This is a genomic window from Salipiger sp. CCB-MM3 (genome assembly GCF_001687105.1).
Classification (GTDB): domain Bacteria; phylum Pseudomonadota; class Alphaproteobacteria; order Rhodobacterales; family Rhodobacteraceae; genus Salipiger.
Genome location: NZ_CP014595.1, coordinates 1,795,919 through 1,811,526, shown reverse-complemented (window position 1 = coordinate 1,811,526; position 15,608 = coordinate 1,795,919). Strand labels below are relative to the sequence as shown.

At 65.0% G+C, this 15,608-nt stretch carries 17 protein-coding genes; 7 read left to right on the top strand and 10 right to left on the bottom strand.

The window, feature by feature from the left end; genetic code table 11:
* Positions 1 to 5: 5 nt before the first annotated feature.
* Positions 6 to 386: a hypothetical protein gene (locus AYJ57_RS08780; protein WP_066103839.1), complete on the bottom strand. Its 381-nt coding sequence runs from the start codon at positions 384 to 386 to the stop codon at positions 6 to 8.
* A gap of 147 nt (positions 387 to 533) precedes the next feature.
* Between AYJ57_RS08780 and AYJ57_RS08775 the strand changes: the two genes are divergently transcribed.
* Complete coding sequence (locus AYJ57_RS08775; protein WP_066103837.1) at positions 534 to 1,181, top strand: carbonic anhydrase; 648 nt, start codon at positions 534 to 536, stop codon at positions 1,179 to 1,181.
* A 48-nt stretch (positions 1,182 to 1,229) separates the two neighbouring features.
* Here AYJ57_RS08775 and AYJ57_RS08770 read toward each other — a convergent pair whose 3' ends face one another.
* The 3 genes from AYJ57_RS08770 to AYJ57_RS08765 all read right to left on the bottom strand — a co-directional run bounded on the left by AYJ57_RS08770 (position 1,230) and on the right by AYJ57_RS08765 (position 3,467).
* Positions 1,230 to 1,658 carry a hypothetical protein gene (locus AYJ57_RS08770; RefSeq protein WP_237220136.1) on the bottom strand — a complete coding sequence of 143 codons (429 nt, stop codon included), beginning with the start codon at positions 1,656 to 1,658 and terminating at the stop codon, positions 1,230 to 1,232.
* A 386-nt stretch (positions 1,659 to 2,044) separates the two neighbouring features.
* Complete coding sequence (locus AYJ57_RS25855; protein ID WP_157374027.1) at positions 2,045 to 2,188, bottom strand: hypothetical protein; 144 nt, start codon at positions 2,186 to 2,188, stop codon at positions 2,045 to 2,047.
* Between the two features lie 256 nt (positions 2,189 to 2,444).
* Entirely contained in the window at positions 2,445 to 3,467 is a 1,023-nt protein-coding gene (locus tag AYJ57_RS08765) for an aspartate-semialdehyde dehydrogenase (RefSeq protein ID WP_066103836.1), read from the bottom strand.
* Positions 3,468 to 3,929: 462 nt separating this feature from the next.
* Between AYJ57_RS08765 and AYJ57_RS08760 the strand changes: the two genes are divergently transcribed.
* A complete protein-coding gene (locus AYJ57_RS08760; protein ID WP_066103834.1) occupies positions 3,930 to 5,786 on the top strand; it encodes a polysaccharide biosynthesis protein in 1,857 nt (618 codons plus the stop codon).
* 103 nt (positions 5,787 to 5,889) lie between these two features.
* On the opposite strand, the gene AYJ57_RS08755 is transcribed toward AYJ57_RS08760, so the two are convergent.
* On the bottom strand, positions 5,890 to 6,732 hold the full coding sequence (locus AYJ57_RS08755) for a TIGR00730 family Rossman fold protein (protein WP_066103832.1): 843 nt from the start codon (positions 6,730 to 6,732) through the stop codon (positions 5,890 to 5,892).
* Positions 6,733 to 6,805: 73 nt separating this feature from the next.
* Between AYJ57_RS08755 and AYJ57_RS08750 the strand changes: the two genes are divergently transcribed.
* A complete protein-coding gene (locus AYJ57_RS08750; RefSeq protein WP_066103831.1) occupies positions 6,806 to 7,723 on the top strand; it encodes a threonine/serine dehydratase in 918 nt (305 codons plus the stop codon).
* 150 nt (positions 7,724 to 7,873) lie between these two features.
* On the opposite strand, the gene AYJ57_RS08745 is transcribed toward AYJ57_RS08750, so the two are convergent.
* From AYJ57_RS08745 to AYJ57_RS08730, 4 genes are all read right to left on the bottom strand, one after another.
* Positions 7,874 to 9,445 (bottom strand): GMC family oxidoreductase, encoded by a 1,572-nt coding sequence (locus tag AYJ57_RS08745; protein ID WP_066103829.1) that lies wholly within the window; start codon positions 9,443 to 9,445, stop codon positions 7,874 to 7,876.
* Positions 9,446 to 9,460: 15 nt separating this feature from the next.
* Positions 9,461 to 9,997 carry a Twin-arginine translocation pathway signal gene (locus AYJ57_RS08740; protein WP_066103827.1) on the bottom strand — a complete coding sequence of 179 codons (537 nt, stop codon included), beginning with the start codon at positions 9,995 to 9,997 and terminating at the stop codon, positions 9,461 to 9,463.
* 68 nt (positions 9,998 to 10,065) lie between these two features.
* Entirely contained in the window at positions 10,066 to 10,461 is a 396-nt protein-coding gene (locus AYJ57_RS08735; protein ID WP_066103825.1) for a VOC family protein, read from the bottom strand.
* 112 nt (positions 10,462 to 10,573) lie between these two features.
* On the bottom strand, positions 10,574 to 10,867 hold the full coding sequence (locus tag AYJ57_RS08730) for a ribbon-helix-helix domain-containing protein (RefSeq protein WP_066103823.1): 294 nt from the start codon (positions 10,865 to 10,867) through the stop codon (positions 10,574 to 10,576).
* A 244-nt stretch (positions 10,868 to 11,111) separates the two neighbouring features.
* Between AYJ57_RS08730 and dapD the strand changes: the two genes are divergently transcribed.
* From dapD to AYJ57_RS08710, 4 genes are all read left to right on the top strand, one after another.
* On the top strand, positions 11,112 to 11,936 hold the full coding sequence (dapD, locus tag AYJ57_RS08725; protein WP_066103821.1) for a 2,3,4,5-tetrahydropyridine-2,6-dicarboxylate N-succinyltransferase: 825 nt from the start codon (positions 11,112 to 11,114) through the stop codon (positions 11,934 to 11,936).
* 165 nt (positions 11,937 to 12,101) lie between these two features.
* Positions 12,102 to 12,344, top strand: coding sequence for a GlsB/YeaQ/YmgE family stress response membrane protein (locus tag AYJ57_RS08720; protein WP_066103819.1), 243 nt, complete (start codon positions 12,102 to 12,104; stop codon positions 12,342 to 12,344).
* 4 nt (positions 12,345 to 12,348) lie between these two features.
* Positions 12,349 to 13,380 carry a sodium:calcium antiporter gene (locus AYJ57_RS08715; RefSeq protein ID WP_066103817.1) on the top strand — a complete coding sequence of 344 codons (1,032 nt, stop codon included), beginning with the start codon at positions 12,349 to 12,351 and terminating at the stop codon, positions 13,378 to 13,380.
* Positions 13,381 to 13,451: 71 nt separating this feature from the next.
* The gene (locus AYJ57_RS08710) at positions 13,452 to 13,799 is read left to right on the top strand and encodes a hypothetical protein (protein ID WP_066103815.1); all 348 of its coding nucleotides are present in this window, start codon (positions 13,452 to 13,454) and stop codon (positions 13,797 to 13,799) included.
* Positions 13,800 to 13,805: 6 nt separating this feature from the next.
* Here AYJ57_RS08710 and ade read toward each other — a convergent pair whose 3' ends face one another.
* The gene (gene ade / locus AYJ57_RS08705) at positions 13,806 to 15,503 is read right to left on the bottom strand and encodes an adenine deaminase (RefSeq protein WP_066103812.1); all 1,698 of its coding nucleotides are present in this window, start codon (positions 15,501 to 15,503) and stop codon (positions 13,806 to 13,808) included.
* Between the last annotated feature and the right edge of the window lie 105 nt (positions 15,504 to 15,608).

The following is a 15,608-nucleotide window of genomic DNA, read 5'->3' as shown; positions in this document are numbered from 1 at the left end:
ACGGATCAGATCGACTGATCCTCCATGTCCCATATGGCATAGAGCGAGCGTTCCCCCATCCGCCCCAGCCGCGCCAGCGTGGCCGCCAGTGCCACCCGGTCACCATCGTCGAGACATTGCACCACGTCGCAGGAAATGCGGGCGGTGGCCTGCATCCCGATGAATCGAGCGATCTCGCCCAACTCGCAGGTCTGGCTACGCATCTCGGGCCAGCGACACTGCTGATGCAGCCGGTCGAGGTACCCCAGCCTGTAAGCCAGTTCCTCCACCGCGCGGCACAAGGCGTTCTCCGCCTCCTGAGGCCCAAGGTGAGTGAAGAGCGCTTCGAGTCGTTCGGGATCAAGCCCAGCCCGCTCGATGGGCGCGAGTACAGAGACATGGTTCACCGCCTCATCCTCTTCTCCGCGCCCCCACGGGCCATGGTTCTAGCCCGTCCAAGTTCCCAAAAGGTTAGGCCGCGGTGTTTCTTCTCTCGAATTCCGCGATAATCCCGCGTATTCCAGCGAAGGCTTCAAGTTGCTTGGAGGATCGAGATGCACAACGCCAAACCGCTACCCGCCTACCTGGTCCAGAGATTCCAGGGCTGGAAGGCGACCAGCTACGCCGAGAATTCCGCCTGGTACCGACGCCTCGCTTCCGAGGGTCAGCACCCCCGCGCGATGGTGATCTCCTGCTGTGACAGCCGCGTGCATGTCACCTCGATCTTCGGCGCGGACACCGGCGAGTTCTTCATTCACCGCAACATCGCCAACCTCGTGCCCGCCTATCAGCCAGACGGGCTGCAGCACGGCACCTCGGCGGCGGTGGAATATGCGGTCACCGCGCTGAAAGTGGCGCATGTGATCGTGATGGGCCACTCCAGCTGCGGCGGCGTTCAGGGCTGTCTCGACATGTGCTCGGGCAAGGCGCCTCAGCTCGAAGAAAAGTCGAGCTTCGTCGGTCGCTGGATGGACATCCTGCGCCCCGGCTACGACCGCGTGGTCAAGCGCAAGCCCGAGAACATGGCCCGCGCGCTGGAAAAGGAATCGGTGCTCGTCTCGCTCGAGAACCTGATGACCTTCCCCTTCGTGCGTCAGGCCGTCGAAGCGCAAGACCTGTCGATCCACGGCCTCTGGCACGACATCGGCAGCGGCTCGATCGAATGCTACGACCCGAAGGCCGGCGGCTACGTTCAGGTCTGAGGGCGCTGCCCTCAGCGCCTCCCGGTCAGCCCCCGGTCTGACCCACAGTCAGCCCTGCAGCTGCGCGCTCCGCCCATCGCGGCTGAGGCGCAGCGCAGGGCGGCCAAGCCGCAGCGCCAGCGCGCGCAGCGGCGCCCCAAGGCTTCGGCCCGTACAGACCTCTGCGCCACTGTCGAGGCGGCTGAGGATCATACGACCAGACCGGAACCCCAGCCCGAATCCCTTGCTTCGCAGCCGCGACACCAGATCAGGCCAGCTGCAGGCACCCTCGATCTGCGGCAGCACCACCATGCGCAGCAGCGCGGCGGTCTCGCAGTCGGGATCCTGAGGCAGGTTTTCTTGCAGGCTTTCCGGCAGCGCACCTTCAGCAAGCGCGATCTCTTCGCGCCCTCCGGGCGTCAGGAAAACGGTTGTGCTTGAAACGGTGGCGTCAAGAAATGGTCCGGAAAATGCTCCGGTGCGATCATCACTATCCATTGCTCAAATCTCTTCGATACTGAAAAGACTCTCACCATAGCATGAATTTGCAGAGTCGCGGCGTGCAATCCATGGCGCCGGAGGTCACGTATTCCGGACAGTATCGGTCTCGACGCGCGTAACGGACGCCCAAAGGACCAGCGGGGCGCGCGATCACCCGACCGCACGCCCCGCTCTCTTACTGGCACCACACAAGGTCCGGCCTTCACCGGAGACCCCCGCGTCTTTGCCGGCACTCAAAACAACACCGCCAGCACAACTCAACGCGACACGAGGGTCGATGGGGGCTCGAAACTCCCCGCCCCCGGGGGATAACTGGCCTCTGGAAAACGCGATCACGGATCGCCGAGGCGGCACTGGTGACGAAAACCTTTGTTCGGGCCCGCTCAGGACGGCAGGCGGAAGTTGTTCAGCAGCCGCGTCATCAGCTTGGGCATCGGTCGGTCCCGCCGGCTCAGCAGAGACAGGTCGCGGGCGGCAACGGCTACGATGCGGCGGCCCCGGGCGATGTCTGCGAGATCAATGGTCATGTCGGCACTCCTTTGGTTGGTTGCGCCTTCTGGCGGGTGCGGCGGGTGACCGTCGCTGTTGATGTCTCTTTTCTACCAAGCCGCGAGTTTCCCGCCCATCCTGACGGCGGAGTAGGTGCCGTTCCCAGTGGGCGAGGCGCACCTATCCCAAAGGATGGGGTGCGATCCGAATTTCTGACAAAACTTTAAAAAACATAGTAAAAACCCGCCCCTAGAGGGGGCGGGCTTTAAGAAGTCATTAAGGATTTTTCGGCGTTCAGCCCTTCTTGAGCACTTTCTGCCCAAGCACCTCTGCAATCTGCACGGCATTGAGAGCCGCGCCCTTGCGCAGGTTGTCCGACACGCACCACAGGTTCAGACCGTTTTCGATGGTCGGGTCCTGACGGATACGGCTGATGAAGGTCGCGAAATCGCCGACACATTCCTTCGGGGTGATGTAGCCGCCGTCTTCACGCTTATCGACGACCATGATGCCCGGCGCTTCGCGCAGGATGTCACGGGCTTCGTCTTCGTCGAGGAAATCCTCGAACTCGATGTTGATCGCTTCCGAGTGGCCCACGAAGACCGGCACGCGCACGCAGGTCGCGGTCAGCTTGATCGACGGATCGATGATCTTCTTGGTCTCGGCGACCATCTTCCACTCTTCCTTAGTCGAGCCGTCTTCCATGAAGACGTCGATATGCGGAATGACGTTGAAGGCGATTTCCTTGGGGTACTTCTTGGGCGGCACCTCGGAGACCGGGTTGTAGACCGATTTGGTCTGCTCCCAGAGCTCGTCCATACCTTCTTTGCCCGAGCCCGAAACCGACTGATAGGTCGACACGACGACGCGCTTGATCTTGGCGCGGTCGTGCAGCGGCTTCAGCGCCACGACCATCTGCGCGGTCGAGCAGTTCGGGTTGGCGATGATGTTCTTCTTGGAATAGCCGTGCACCGCGTCGGCGTTCACTTCCGGAACGATCAGCGGAACGTCCGGGTCGTAGCGGTAGAGCGAGCTGTTGTCGATCACCACGCAGCCCGCAGCGGCGGCCTTCGGCGCGAATTCCTTCGTCGGACCCGAGCCCACGGCAAACAGCGCCATGTCCCAGCCGGTGAAATCGAAAGTGGCGAGATCCTGGGTCTTGAGTGTCTTGTCGCCAAAGCTCACCTCGGTGCCGAGGGATTTTCGCGACGCGAGTACGGCGATTTCGTCGACCGGGAATTCGCGTTCGGCGAGGATGTTCAGCATTTCGCGGCCCACGTTCCCCGTGGCGCCGACAACAACGACCTTGTAGCCCATGGTTCTGGCTCTCCTTCCTGTGTGCTGCGCGCGGGCGGATCCCGCGCTGCAAGCTGGCGCGCGTCTTACCGCATGCCACATATATGCGGAAGGGCTGTTTTCCAGTGGAAGAGGCGCCGAAACCGGCGTGCGCTGCGAAAAAACCACGCATTCTCCTTCCTTCGCCCCGAATGTAATGAATTCGAAGGGTTTCTCTTCACGGGTGATGATTTTCGTGGCATTGGGCGGGTGTTCGCCGGGGATTTCCGCTGTTCGTCAGGGCATTCTCCTTCGCGCACTTGTCCAATGTTTAGGCAAGTGAGTAGAACATAAACGTATTTGAAGACCATTTGGGCAGATCAAGCCATGCGGCGAGCGGAAAAGAGGCAGCAGATTTCAGGGCGCCCGACAGGAATCGCCAGATTTCTCCCAAGGCTGAGGCTCCGAAGGTCGCGCGCGCGCTTCTACAAGTCTGTGATTAGCATGCCCCGCCCGCAGAAGCAGCTGATCTTTCTTGTCCTCGACATGCTTATGGTCGGCATCGCCATGGCCGCTGCGCTCCTGCTCAATGCGACGGTCCGCAGCGATCTTCCCGGCGCGGCGCAGCTTGTTCCGCTGATCGCCCTGATGATGGTCGCCGGCGGTGTGATCTCCTGGCGCTTGCAACTTCCGCGGATCAAGCTCAACGCCTTCGAGACCCGCGGCATCACACGTACCGCGCTTTTCTCGGTTCTGACGGGCATCTCGGCCGTGGTCCTCGATGCCACATTCGGCACCCCCATCTCGGCGGCGGTCTATCTCAACCTCGTGCTGTTGCTGATGGTGCTCAGCGCCACGTGGCGGATCGCCCTGCGGCATGTGACCATCGGGCTCTACCGTCGCAGCAACCGGCGCATGCGGGTGCTGATCTACGGCGCGGGCCAGACCGGCCAGCAGCTGGTCGCCGCGCTGCGCCATGATGATGCCATCGAACCGGTCTGCTTCGTCGACGACAACCCCACGCTGCAATCGCTGGTGGTCTCTGGCCTGCGCGTCCACGCGCCTTCGTCCATCAAACACCTGATCGAGACCAAGGTGATCGACCGCGTCGTGCTGGCGATGCCCTCGATCCGCCAGCCGGAGCTTGCCCGCATCGCTCACCGCCTGCGCAGCATCGGCTGCGAGGTGCACGCGCTGCCGTCCTTTGCCGAACTGGTCGGCGAGGGCGAACTGCGCAAGCGCGTCTCGCCCGTCTCGCTCGACGATCTCCTTGGTCGCGGCCGTCTCGAAAGCGAGCTTCCGGGCGTCAGCCACGCCTATTCCGGGCGCCGCATCCTGATCACCGGCGCCGGTGGCTCGATCGGCTCGGAGCTTTGCCGCCAGTTGCTGGGCTGCAAGCCTGAGTGCATCGTTGCCCTCGATCACTCCGAACTGGCGCTCTACAACATCGACAAGGAACTGCGCGATCTCTCCGAGGGGCTCAACATCACCCCCGTGCTCGGCTCGGTGATGGATGACACGCTGATCGCCGAAGTGCTGCGCGACTACCGGATCGACGTGGTGCTGCACGCCGCCGCCTACAAGCATCTGCCGCTGGTCGAGAGCAATGTTATCGCCGGCATGCGCAACAACGTGCTGGGCACCAAGATCGTCGCCGAGGCCGCGCGTGAGGCCGGTGTCGAACGCTTCATCCTCGTCTCTTCCGACAAGGCCGTGCGCCCGACCAACGTTATGGGCGCGTCGAAACGCCTAGCCGAGCTTATCGTGCAGGATCTCGCCACCCGGTCCAGCGAGACCCGTTTCTCGATGGTCCGCTTCGGCAATGTGTTGGGCTCGTCGGGCTCGGTCATCCCTCTCTTCGAAGAGCAGATCGCCCGTGGCGGGCCGGTCACCCTCACCGACCGCCGGGTGACGCGCTACTTCATGACCATCTCCGAAGCCGCCCGCCTCGTGCTGCTGGCCGGGTCCTTCTCGCGCGGCGGCGATGTCTTCGTGCTCGACATGGGCAAGCCGGTGCCGATCCACAAGCTGGCGCGCCAGATGATCGAAGGCGCGGGCTATTCGGTGAAGGATGATAAGAACCCCGACGGCGACATCGAGATCGAGGTCACCGGCCTGCGCAAGGGCGAGAAGCTGCACGAAGAGCTGCTGATCTCCACCGATATGCTGACCACCCCGCACCACAAGATCCTGCGCGCGCAAGAGAGCTACCTGTCCGAGTTCGAGATCGCCACCGCGATGAAGGACCTGCGGCAGGCCGTGGCAGAGCGCGACGAAATTCTTGCCCGCGAGATCATCGCCCGCTGGGTCGAGCATGGAGAAAAGCCCGCGGTGAAAGCCGATGAGGCAAAATCGCTCTGACGCCGCAGGCGACCCGAACAGCCATTTCACCAAAGCAAAAGAGGGGCCGCGCAAACGCCGCCCCTCTTTCCTTTTCTACCGCCTCCCGCTCGCAGGCGCGGTATCAGCGCCCCGGAATATCCTCGCGCGGCGGTGCCGGATCCCATTCCTCGATCAAATGCGCAGCCTCATCGGCGCTCTCCACGAAGCGGAAGAGGTCGAGGTCCTCGGGGCTGATCGTGCCCGCCTCCTTCAGCGCCTCCCAATTGATGATGCCGTCCCAGAACTCCCGCCCGAACAGCAGGATCGGAACCCGCTGCATGCGCCCGGTCTGGATCAGCGTCAGCGTCTCGAACATCTCATCCAGCGTGCCGAAGCCGCCCGGAAAGACGCAGATCGCACGCGCGCGCATCAGGAAGTGCATCTTGCGGATCGCGAAATAGTGGAAGTTGAAGCACAGGTTCGGCGTCACATATTCGTTCGGCGCCTGCTCGTGCGGCAGCACGATGTTAAGCCCGATCGACACGCCGCCCGCTTCCTCGGCGCCGCGGTTGCCCGCTTCCATCACACCCGGACCACCGCCGGTGGTGACCACGAACTCGCGGTTGCCGCTGGCGACGGATTTGCGCGTCATCGCCTGCGCAAACAGCCGCGCTTCTTCATAGAATCGCGACAGGTCGGCCAGCGTCTTGGTGCGCGCCTTATCCTTGTCGGCAGGGGCCGGGATGCGCGCGCCGCCGAACAGCACGACGGTGCTGTCGATCTGGCGCTCGTCCAGTTCCAGCTGCGGCTTCAGAAGCTCCAGCTGCAGCCGCACCGGGCGCAGCTCTTCCCGGCACAGGAAAGCCTCGTCGGCGAAGGCGAGGCGATAGGACGGGGCGCGGGTCTGCGGCGTGTCCGGGATCGCCTCGGCGGTTTTCCGGTCGTGGCCCGCATCGCGAAAGATGGAATGGCGTTCGTCGTTCATTGTCGGCCGTCCTTGTTCTGCTCAGACTCCGAATATAGCGTGCCCGGCGGCAAGGGCAGCAAAGGAATTGAAAATGGACTGGAAAGCCGAGATCGCCACCGCCGCAGAGCGCATTGATGCCCATGTGCAGCGCACACCGCTGATGCAAAGCGCCGTGCTGTGGGACCATCCGGTCGAGCTGAAGCTCGAACACATGCAGCATACCGGCAGTTTCAAGGCGCGCGGCGCCTTCAACACGCTGCTCTCGGGTGATGTGCCCGCCGCTGGCGTGGTCGCCGCCTCGGGCGGGAATCACGGGGCCGCCGTGGCCTATGCGGCAACGCGGCTCGGCCACCGCGCGCAGATCTTCGTCCCCGAGATCGCCGGTCCCGCCAAGATCGCCCTCATTGAGCGCACCGGCGCGGCGCTGACCGTGGTGCCCGGCGAATACGCCAACGCCCTCGAGCAGGCCCGCGCCTATGAGGCAGAGACCGGCGCCATGCAGATTCACGCCTATGACGCCCCCGCCACCGTCGCCGGTCAGGGCACGATGATGCGCGAATGGGAGCAGCAGGGGCTCGAGGCCGACACCGTGCTGATCGCGGTGGGCGGCGGCGGGCTGATCGCCGGGGCGCTGGCGTGGCTGCAAGGCGCGCGCCGCATCATCGCCGTCGAGCCGGACAGCGCCCGCACGCTTGCCGCCGCGCTCGACGCGGGCGCGCCGGTGGATGTCGAGGCTTCGGGCGTGGCCGCCAACGCGCTTGGCGCGCGCCGCATCGGCGATATCTGCCTTGGGCTGGCGCAGCAGCATCTCGCCCGCAGCCTCACCGTCAGCGACGACGCGATCACCGAGGCGCAGCACTGCCTGTGGCAAAGCCATCGCCTGCTGGTCGAGCCCGCTGGCGCAACCGCCCTCGCCGCCCTGCGCTCGGGCGCCTATCGCCCCGATCCGGGCGAGCGTGTGGCGGTCCTGCTCTGCGGCGGCAACATCGCCCCCGACCCCTTCGGCTGATCCGCCACGGCCAAGCCCCACCTTCCTCTTGGCAAAAATATCCCGGGGGAGTCCGCCACAGGCGGACGGGGGCAGCGCCCCCTCCCCTTCACACAAACCCAAAAGGGGCGCCGCAAAGCGCGGCGCCCCCAAACCCTGCCCAAGCAGAGATCAGATGTTCTGCGCCGACATCTCGCGCGCGATGTGATCCGCCTGCCGGATCGCCAGCGCCACGATGGTCAACGTCGGGTTCTCCGACGCCCCTGTGGTGAACTGCGAGCCATCCGAGATGAAGAGGTTCGGCACGTCGTGGCTCTGCCCGTGCTTGTTGACCACCCCGTCGCGCGGGTTCTCCGACATGCGGTTGGTGCCGAGGTTATGCGTTGACGGATAGGGCGGCGTCGGCAGGGTGCGGGTCGCGCCGACCGCTTCGTAGATCGCCTTGGCGCGCCCATAGGCGTGGTTGCGCATGGCGATGTCGTTGGGGTGATCGCTGAAGTTCACATTGGCCACCGGCAGGCCGAACTGGTCCTTCAGGTCATGGTTCAGCGTCACCCGGTTGGTCTCCTGCGGCATGTCCTCGCCGACGATCCACAGCCCGGCCATGTTCTCGTAGGCATCCAGCGCCGTGGTGAACTCGCGCCCCCATGCGCCGGGGTCGAGGAAGGCCGCCATAAACGGCAGACCCAGCGACAGCGTCTCCATCTCGTAGCCGCCGACGAAGCCGCGCGACGGATCGTGTTTCGCCTCGTCCTGTACGATCCCCGCCATGGTGGTGCCGCGCCACATGCGCACCGGCTTGTCGAAGATCGCATAGACCGAGCCGGTGGTGTGCCGCATGTAGTTGCGCCCCACCTGCCCCGAGCTGTTGCCCAGCCCATCCGGGAACATCGACGAGGCCGAGTTCAGCAGCAGCCGCGGGCTCTCGAAGGAATTGCCCGCCACGCAGACGATCCGCGCCTTCTGCATCTGCAGGGTGCCATCCTTGTCGTAATACTCGACGCCGGTGGCCTTGCCGCTGTCGTCATGCAGGATGCGCGCCACATGGGCATGGTCGCGCACCTCGAGGTTGCCGGTCGCCTCACCGCGCGGAATGTCGGTATAGGCCGCCGACCATTTGGCTCCCCATTTGCAGCCCTGAAAACAAAAGCCGGTCTGCTGGCAGGCCATGCGGTCGTCGAAATCGGCGGAGTTGATTGCCATCCGCCCGGTGTGCACTTCCTCATAGCCCAGAGCCTTCGCCCCGGCCTCGAGCACCTTGTAGTTGTTGTTGCCGGGCAGCCCCTCGCGCCCGCCGGTGCGGGTGACGCCCAGCTTGTCCTCGGCCTTGGCGTACCACGGCTCCATCTCGGCGGCGTCGATCGGCCAGTCGAGCAGGTTCGCGCCCTGCACATCGCCATAGGTGGTCTTGGCCTTCCACTCATGCTCTTGGAACCGCAGCGACGCGCCCGCCCAGTGGATCGAGGTGCCGCCGACCGCCTTCACGATCCACGCAGGCAGCCCCGAAAAATCCTTCGCCACCCGCCAGTCGCCGCTGGTCGAGCGCGCATCGGTCCATGCCAGTTGGCCGAAGCTCTCCCATTCGTCGTTGATGTAGTCCTCGGGCAGGTAGCGCCCGCCCGCTTCCAGCGCCACGACGCTCACGCCCTTCTGCGCAAGCTCGTTCGCCAGCACACCGCCGCCAGCGCCGGTGCCGATGATCACGACGACGCTGTCGTCATTCATGTCGAAAGGTGCAGCCATGTCTCGATCCTCCCCTCAGAGCCACGCAATGTCGTCAAAGCCGCGGTTGATGTAACCGCCCTGCGAGTAGCTCTCGCCCTCGTAGCCAAAGATCGGCCAGACGGCTTTTTGGTTGTAGAGCCCGGTGACCAGCCCGCCGCGCACCTGCTGGAAGAAGGCGCTCTGCTCCATGCCGCGCAGGATGTCGACGCGGTCGCGCTCCCAGCCGGTGTCGAGATAGCTGTCAAAGCCTTTGCCCTGCGCCGCGGCATCCAGCGCGGCGACGCCAGCGGTGATGCCTTCGGCGGCCTCGGGGCTGTCATAGCCCTTCACCGCGATCACGTAGTTCTCGTCGGGGATCTTGTCGTGCGGGTATATGTCCCGCGCCATCTGCACCAGCGTCGCAAAGACGCGGGCATCAAGGCTGGTGGTCTCGGCCGCCCATGCCGCGTCGGGCGCGGCGACAAAGCCCGCCCCCACGACAAAGGATGCCCCCGCCGCGCTGGCGCGCGACAGCAGCTGGCGCCGGGTAAGACCCCGATTGGGGCTCCGGTGGCTTGCAGTGATCGTCATGTGGTCTCCTCCCATCAATATCCCGGCGGCGGGGCTCCTCTTCCCCTTCCGCCGGACCTGTCATTGCTTCATGTGAAACGTCCGCTCCGCTCCAGAACCTCGATCTGGTAGCCGTCGGGGTCCGCCACAAAGAAGAAGCGGGCCACGATCTCGCCTGCGGGTGCGAACTCGACGAGCTTGCGCGGGGCCAACCCCTCGGCTTCGAAGCGCGCATGTTCCGCGTCGAGATCGTCGACCGAGACGGCGAAATGGCCGTAGCCGTCGCCAAGGTCATAGGGCTCGGCCCGGTCCTTGTTGACGGTCAGCTCAAGCTCGAAGCCGCTCTCGGAATTGCTCAGGTAGATCAGCGTGAAGTCGGGAAAGTCGAGCCGGTCGGCGACTTTCAGGCCAAAGGCCTTGTCGTAGAACTCCAGCGAGCGCGCCTCATTGAGCACGCGGATCATGCTGTGGATGGCTTTGGCCAAGGGATACTCCTCGTCTTGTCTTTCGGATCCGTATTGAACCCAAGTCTAGACGAGAGGCGCAGGGGGGCGGGTAGTAACGACGTACTACCCGGCGCACCGGCAGATCAGGCGCTCATTCGGCGGCCAGCAGGGGCGCGGAGTGCGCCGCCTTGCTTTCAAGGAACACGAGGCAGGCACAGCGCAGCAGCGAGGTGAAATTGGATGGCTCGCCGCGCTGCTCCAGAACCTCGGAATGCAGCTTCGACACGAAGGCGGGCGTGGTCACCCCCTCGCCCTCGGCGATCTCGTCGAGAATGGCCCAGAACGAGTTTTCCAGCCTGATGCTGGTGCTCTGGCCGTTCAGCCGCAGACGGCGCGTGGTGGTCGCGTAGCGCTCCGGCTCCTGACCGGCAAAGACCTGACACATGGCGATATCCTTCCCTGTTCGGGCGGCCTTCGCGCAGCGCGCCGGCCGCTCAAGTCTTATGGTGCCGGACACGATAGCCCAAAGCGGCGCGCGGATATAGCACCCAATGGTCGGCATTGCGGCGCGGCCCGTGCGGCACCCCAAAGGCAATCCGGGGCGGCATCCGGGCCGCGGCCAAAGCGTCCATTGTCGCCGGGGCAAGCGCCCGTTATAGGGCTGTAAACCCGAGTGACAGGAGATGCACATGTCCAACGCCCAGCTCGAAGCTGCCATCGAAGCCGCCTGGGAGGCGCGCGACACCATCACGTCCGCCACCACTGGCGAGACCCGCGACGCCATCGAAGACACGCTCAACGCGCTCGATTCGGGCGAGCTGCGCGTCGCCGAGAAGGTCGACGGCGAATGGGTCGTGAACCAATGGGCCAAAAAGGCCGTGCTTCTGGGCTTCCGCATCAAGGACATGGAGCAGCATGACGGCGGCCCGCAGGCCGGCGGCTGGTGGGACAAGGTCGACAGCAAGTTCAAAGGCTGGGGTGACAACCAGTGGAAAGCCGCAGGCTTCCGCGCCGTGCCCAACTGCGTCGTCCGCAAGTCCGCCTACATCGCGCCCGGCGTGGTGCTGATGCCCTCCTTCGTCAACATCGGCGCCTATGTGGACAGCGGCACCATGGTCGACACATGGGCCACCGTCGGCTCCTGCGCGCAGATCGGCAAGAACGTGCACCTGTCCGGCGGCGTCGGCATCGGCGGCGTGCTCGAGCCGCTGCAGGCCGACCCGGTGATCATCGAGGACAACTGCTTCATCGGTGCCCGTTCGGAAGTGGTCGAGGGCGTGCGCGTCCGCGAGGGCTCGGTGATCGGCATGGGCGTCTTCCTCGGCCAGTCGACCAAGATCGTCGACCGCGAGACCGGCGAAGTCATGTACGGCGAAGTGCCGCCCTACTCGGTGGTCGTCGCGGGCTCCATGCCCTCGAAGAACGGCGTCAGCCTCTATTGCGCGGTGATCGTGAAGCGCGTCGACGAGCGCACCCGCTCGAAGACCGGCATCAACGAGCTGCTGCGCGACTGATCGCGCTGGGGTTTCGGCCCGTGGAAGGTATCGGAAAGGGGCGCATCCAGCGCCCCTTTTTCTTTGTCGGCCCTGCGTCGACCTGCGCGCTGCGCCTCTTGTGAGGAACCATCGCCCGCCCAAGGCGTTCACTCTGCGTCAAGAATTTATTCAGGGGTATACGCTATGGGTCTCGGCCTTATCGCTTCCATCATCGTCGGCGGGCTCGCCGGCTGGATCGCTTCCATGATCATGAAGGCCGACACCGGCATTCTGACCAACATCATCCTCGGCATCATCGGCGCCGTGGTTCTCAACCTCATCCTCTCGCTAGTCGGCATCTATGCCGCGAACACGTGGATCCCGCAGCTCATCGTCGGCATCATAGGCGCCAGCCTGCTGATCTGGGGCTATCGCAAGCTGCGCTGACCCGGTGATTTCCGAACTTTCCCTCCCGCTTCTGCTGGCGGTCTTCGCCGTCGCCGGTGCCATTGTCGTGGCCGTCTCTGTGCGCGCCACCACGCTGGCCGACCTCATCGCCGACCGCACCAAGATGGGGGAGGCAATGGCCGGCGGGCTGCTGCTCGGCGGCGCGACCTCGCTTTCGGGTGTGGTCGTTTCTGTCAGCGGCGCCGCCGACGGCGACGCCAGCTTTGCCATTTCCAACGCCGTGGGGGGCATCGCCGCGCAGACGCTGTTCCTCGCGATCGCCGATCTGCTGCACCGCCGCGCCAATCTCGAACATGCCGCCGCCGAGCCCGCCAATCTGTTTCAGGCGGTGATGCTCATGCTGCTGCTCACCCTGCCGCTGGCCGCCGCCGCAGGGCCCGAGTTCACCATCTGGCAAATCCACCCGGTCTCGGTGATCATGTTCGCCGCCTATGTCGCGGGGGTGCGGCTGTCCGCCTCGGTGCGCGAGCAGCCCATGTGGGAGCCGGTGGAGACCTCCGACACCCGCCATGATGAGCCCGATGAAGAGAACGACCCGCACGCCCCGGTGATGCGCCCGGCGCTGATCTTCGCTGCGCTGGTCGCGGTGATGGGCCTCTGCGGCTGGGTCATCAGCCAGGTCGGCAGCACCTTCATCACCCGCTTCGGCCTCGGCTCCAGCCTCGTCGGCGCGCTGATCACCGCCGTCGTCACCTCGCTGCCCGAGCTGATCACCACGCTCGTCGCCGTGCGCCGCGGCGCGCTGCAGCTGGCCGTGGGCGGGATCATCGGCGGCAACACCTTCGACACGCTCTTCATGGTGTTCTCGGATGTCGCCTATCGCGACGGGTCGATCTACCACGCCATGGGCCAGACCGATCTCTACTGGCTCGCCACCGGCCTTATCATGACCGCCATCCTGCTTGGCGGGCTGATCCTGCGCCAGCGCGAGGGGCCCGCCCGCATCGGCATCGAGAGCGTGCTGCTGATGGCGATTTACGGCTGCGCTGTTGCGGTCGCGGTGATCGCCCCCTGAGCATGGGCTCCGCTTGACATGTCCCTGCCGCTTGCGCATTGCGGGCGGCAGGCATCGCGGAGCGAAAGAACATGGGCAAGAAACCGTCGAAACAGCAGGTCTACACGCTTCTGGTCGAGGTCGGCCGCAAGGATGGCGACGGGCTCCCCAAGGGCGCAACCGGCGCAGGGCTGCTGTGCTACGCCTCGGGCGTGGACGAGGCCGAGGCGGTGCGCGAGACCGTGGCGATCCTCAAGCAGGCCGACATGAACCCGCTCGACGTGACCGGCTACGGCACCGAGGAAGAGCGCAAGGCGCAGGGCATGGACATCGACGACAACGAACGCGAGCTCATGGCCCGCGCGCTCGAGGAAAACTCGGTGATCGTCGCCCAGGTCACGCCGTTCTACGACGATGACGAGGACGACGACGAAGAGTGATCCCGCTCAGCCGGGGATGATCTCGAACTTCGTGACATCCACCATGCCGCGATCGGTGATCTTCAGCGCGGGGATCACCGGCAGCGCAAGGAAGGCCAGTTGCAGGAAGGGCTCCTCCAGTGTCACCCCCAGCGAGCGCGCTGCGGCGCGCAGCTCCACCAGCCGGTCTCGCACCTCTTCAAAGGGCAAGAGGCTCATCAGCCCCGCCACCGGCAGTGCCAGCTCGGCGAGGATTTTCCCCTCCGCCGCCACCACAAAGCCCCCCTCAATCTCGGCCAGTCGGTTCGACGCCAGCGCCATATCGGCATAATCGGCCCCGACGCAGGCGATGTTGTGGTGATCGTGGCAGACCGTCGAGGCAATCGCCCCCTTCTGCAGCCCAAAGCCCCGCACAAAGCCCGTGGCGATATTGCCGTTCTTGCCGTGCCGCTCGACCACCGCGATGCGGATCAGATCGCGCGCCACGTCGGGCGCCTTGTCGCCGTTCTCGATCACGATGGTCTCATGCAGGTGATCGGTGAGGATCTGCCCCTCGCGGATGCCGATCACGTCGGTTTCCTCGCGGTTGGCGGTGGCGCGGAAGCTCTGCGCCGTCAGCTTCGGCGCGTGCACCGAAGAACGCCCCACCTCGGGGATCGTCTCGCGCGCCGCGAAGGCCGCATCATCCACCACCACACCGCCCGCCAGCACCATCTGCGCGTGGCATCCCGCGAGGCTGTCGATGGCGACGATATCCGCCCGCTTGCCCGGCGCGATCATGCCGCGATCCTTCAGACCAAAGGCCTCCGCCGCCGACAGCGACGCCGCGCGATAAGCAGCCAGAGGCGGCGTGCCCAGTTCGATCAGCGTGCGGATCATGTAGTCAAGATGCCCATGCTCGCCGATATCCAGCGGGTTCCGGTCGTCGGTGCAGAGGCACATATAGGGCGAGGTCCGCTCGTTCAGCAGCGGCTGCAGCGCGTGCAGGTCCTTGCTGACCGAGCCCTCACGGATCAGCACCCGCATGCCCTTGCGCAGCTTCTCCAGCGCCTCCTCGGCACTCGTCGCCTCATGCTCGGTGCGGATGCCCGCCGCCACATAAGCGTTGAGATCGCGCCCCGAGAGCAGCGGGCAATGCCCGTCAATGTGCCCGCCCTCGAAGAGCCGCAGCTTCTTCATCGCCTCGGGGTCGCGGAAGATCACGCCGGGGTAATTCATGAACTCCGCCAGCCCGATGCCCGAAGGATGGCCCATCAGCTCGGCAATATCCTCGGCCAGCAGTTCCGCCCCGGCGGTCTCCATGTGGGTCGAAGGCACGCAGGACGACAGCTGCACCCGGATGTCCATGAGCGTATGCGCCGAGGCCTGCTGAAAATACCGGACCCCTGCCGCGCCGATCACATTGGCGATCTCATGCGGATCGCAGATCGCCGTGGTCACCCCGCGCGGCGTCACGCAGCGGTCGAACTCGAAGGGCGTGACCAGCGAGCTTTCGATGTGCAGATGCGTGTCGATGAAGCCGGGCACGAGGATCGCGCCCTTCACGTCGATCTCGCGCGTGCCCTCGTAGCTCTCATAGACGCCAACGATCGTGTCGCCGCAGATCGCCACATCCCCCGCGATCAACTCGCCGGTGATCAGATCGAGGATACGCCCGCCCTTCAGCACCAGATCCGCCGCCGCGTCGCCGCGCCCCTGTGCAATCTTTGTCTCGAGCTCTGCCATGCCTGTCTCCGGGTCGTTGTTTGCGCCCACAGTGCCACAGCCCACACGGCAAAGGCGAGAGGGCTTGCCGCCGCATCCGGTTGCAAAAATCCGAGGATGCGCGCT

Bases quoted from the DNA above. Each gene is read 5' to 3' on its own strand.
- AYJ57_RS08775 (WP_066103837.1), top strand. From the start codon at position 534: ATGCACAACGCCAAACCGCTACCCGCCTACCTGGTCCAGAGATTCCAG.
- ade (WP_066103812.1), bottom strand. From the start codon at position 15,503: ATGGCAGAGCTCGAGACAAAGATTGCACAGGGGCGCGGCGACGCGGCG.
- AYJ57_RS08710 (WP_066103815.1), top strand. From the start codon at position 13,452: ATGGGCAAGAAACCGTCGAAACAGCAGGTCTACACGCTTCTGGTCGAG.
- AYJ57_RS08730 (WP_066103823.1), bottom strand. From the start codon at position 10,867: ATGTGTCAGGTCTTTGCCGGTCAGGAGCCGGAGCGCTACGCGACCACC.
- AYJ57_RS08750 (WP_066103831.1), top strand. From the start codon at position 6,806: ATGGACTGGAAAGCCGAGATCGCCACCGCCGCAGAGCGCATTGATGCC.
- AYJ57_RS08765 (WP_066103836.1), bottom strand. From the start codon at position 3,467: ATGGGCTACAAGGTCGTTGTTGTCGGCGCCACGGGGAACGTGGGCCGC.
- AYJ57_RS08755 (WP_066103832.1), bottom strand. From the start codon at position 6,732: ATGAACGACGAACGCCATTCCATCTTTCGCGATGCGGGCCACGACCGG.
- AYJ57_RS08760 (WP_066103834.1), top strand. From the start codon at position 3,930: ATGCCCCGCCCGCAGAAGCAGCTGATCTTTCTTGTCCTCGACATGCTT.
- dapD (WP_066103821.1), top strand. From the start codon at position 11,112: ATGTCCAACGCCCAGCTCGAAGCTGCCATCGAAGCCGCCTGGGAGGCG.
- AYJ57_RS25855 (WP_157374027.1), bottom strand. From the start codon at position 2,188: ATGACCATTGATCTCGCAGACATCGCCCGGGGCCGCCGCATCGTAGCC.
- AYJ57_RS08740 (WP_066103827.1), bottom strand. From the start codon at position 9,997: ATGACGATCACTGCAAGCCACCGGAGCCCCAATCGGGGTCTTACCCGG.
- AYJ57_RS08770 (WP_237220136.1), bottom strand. From the start codon at position 1,658: ATGGATAGTGATGATCGCACCGGAGCATTTTCCGGACCATTTCTTGAC.
- AYJ57_RS08745 (WP_066103829.1), bottom strand. From the start codon at position 9,445: ATGGCTGCACCTTTCGACATGAATGACGACAGCGTCGTCGTGATCATC.
- AYJ57_RS08720 (WP_066103819.1), top strand. From the start codon at position 12,102: ATGGGTCTCGGCCTTATCGCTTCCATCATCGTCGGCGGGCTCGCCGGC.